The organism is Arsenicicoccus cauae (genome assembly GCF_009707125.1).
Classification (GTDB): domain Bacteria; phylum Actinomycetota; class Actinomycetes; order Actinomycetales; family Dermatophilaceae; genus Arsenicicoccus; species Arsenicicoccus cauae.
Map to the genome: position 1 here is coordinate 1 of NZ_WLVL01000022.1, position 1,826 is coordinate 1,826.

The following is a 1,826-nucleotide window of genomic DNA, read 5'->3' on the forward strand; positions in this document are numbered from 1 at the left end:
TGGTCCTGGACCAGTACGACAAGACCTACCGGGCGCTGCTGCCCGACCCCGCCGGCCTGGCCGATGCCGTGCGTCAGCAGGCTGTCCGCCTGCCGCAGTGGGCCCCCCGGCACGGGCCTACGGTCTCCGACGGCGTCATGAAGAAGCTTGATGACCGGGTCGATGAACAGCTCCGTGCCAGCGGCCCGCTGTAGGAGACCACGTCCGTGCACCCTCATCTCCCGTCCACTCGCAACCTGACCGCCCCCCCCGTCTCGGACCCGGGCCGAGTGGTCGAAGAGCTAGCAGCCGGCGAGCCCCTGTCGGCCGAGGAAGCCGCATACGTCGCGGCCGCTCGGGCCCAGAACACGATGCGTGGGTACGCCTCGGACTGGCGAGAGTTCACCGCGTGGTGCGCCCAGCACGACCGTGCCCCGTTGCCGGCGGCCGCCTCGACCGTGACGGCATACCTGTCAGACCTGGCCGCCGCAGGAGCCAAGGTCGGCACTATGTCCCGCCGACTGTCAGCGCTGAAGTTCGTCCACGCCGGCCGCGGCCTTCCCGACCCGACCTCGAACGCCCGCGTCATGACGGTGTGGGAAGGCATCCGGCGCACCCACGCCGCTCCCCCGGACCAAGCCCGCCCATTGATGCCACCCGAGCTGTTCGACATCCTCGAGGCCTGCCCGGTCACCAAGACCTGGAAGACCAAAGGCCGCCCACCCGAGCCGGACCTGGCCGGTGCCCGCGACCGAGCGCTCCTACTCGTCGGGTTCGTCGGCGCACTACGCCGCAGCGAACTCGCGGGCCTGCGGGTCCGTGACGTGGGCGCGCACGCCAACGGGCTGGTCCTGACCCTCCCCCGCTCCAAGACCAACCAGACTGGCGACCGGCCGGAGCTCGTGGTCCTCCCCCGCGCCTCCAGGACCGACCGGTGCCCCGTCACCGCACTCGAAGCGTGGCTGACCCTCGCGGGGATCACCGACCCGGACGCACCCCTCTTCCAGGGAGTGACGAAAGGCAACCGGGCCTCAGGGCGACCATTGCACCCCGAATCGATCAACGACCTCGTGCAGGCCGCCACCGCGCGAGCAGGGATCGATCCGGCCGGCTACTCCGCACACTCCCTACGAGCAGGGTTCGTCACCTACTCCCACCTACGCGGCGCCTCAGACCGGGCCATCGCTCACCAGACCCGCCACCGATCCCTGTCCACAGTCGGCACCTACGTGCGCGTCCACACCGCATGGGTAGACAACGCCGCCACGGTCCTAGGGCTGTAGCGACAAGGCCGAGAAACACCTCACCGTGACCGCCGATCCTCAGCAGGGGGATGAGGCGAGGACCTCATCCCAGGCCGCGAAGAGAGGCTGACCCTACACAACGGATCATCCTCGACTTCCTGGACGACCTGCCACTCCAAGCGGCAGGACTTGCGGGCGGGACTGCTGCACGGATAGGTGACAGTGGTAGTCACGCAGCCTGGTCGGCTGGTGTGGTCATGGTGGTCTCGTATTCGATGGGCGTCAATCGGCCGAGGCGGTCTGGTCGTCGTCGGCGGTGGTAGGTCCGCTCGATCCAGGTGACGATCGCGATCCGCAACTCGTCGCGGGTGTCCCAGCGGCGTTGGTTGAGGACGTTCTTTTGCAGGAGGGCGAAGAAGGATTCCATCGCGGCATTGTCACCGCATTAACCGGCTAATCGGGGGTGGGAAGCGTTGTGAGTCGCCCCGGGTGTGGTGGAGGGTCTGATCTGCCGAGAGGATGCAGACATGCCCGCTCCGAGGAAGTATCCCGATGAGATTCGTGACAGGTCGGTCCGGTTGGTGCGTGACCGGCTGGCTGATG

The 1,826-nt window shown here is 68.1% G+C and carries 2 protein-coding genes and 1 pseudogene; 2 read left to right on the plus strand and 1 reads right to left on the minus strand.

Translation table 11 applies throughout. The features are described 5' to 3' along the window. Positions 1-194, plus strand: a 194-nt coding sequence (locus GGG17_RS15960) for a hypothetical protein (protein ID WP_195849141.1), incomplete at its 5' end; no start/stop codon positions are given. Between the two features lie 75 nt (positions 195-269). Further along, positions 270-1,262 (plus strand): site-specific integrase, encoded by a 993-nt coding sequence (locus tag GGG17_RS06415; RefSeq protein WP_019287886.1) that lies wholly within the window; start codon positions 270-272, stop codon positions 1,260-1,262. A gap of 190 nt (positions 1,263-1,452) precedes the next feature. Here the strand turns inward: GGG17_RS06415 and GGG17_RS06420 are convergent. After that, a pseudogene (locus tag GGG17_RS06420) lies at positions 1,453-1,668 on the minus strand (IS3 family transposase); the annotation flags it as partial. Positions 1,669-1,826 lie beyond the last annotated feature (158 nt).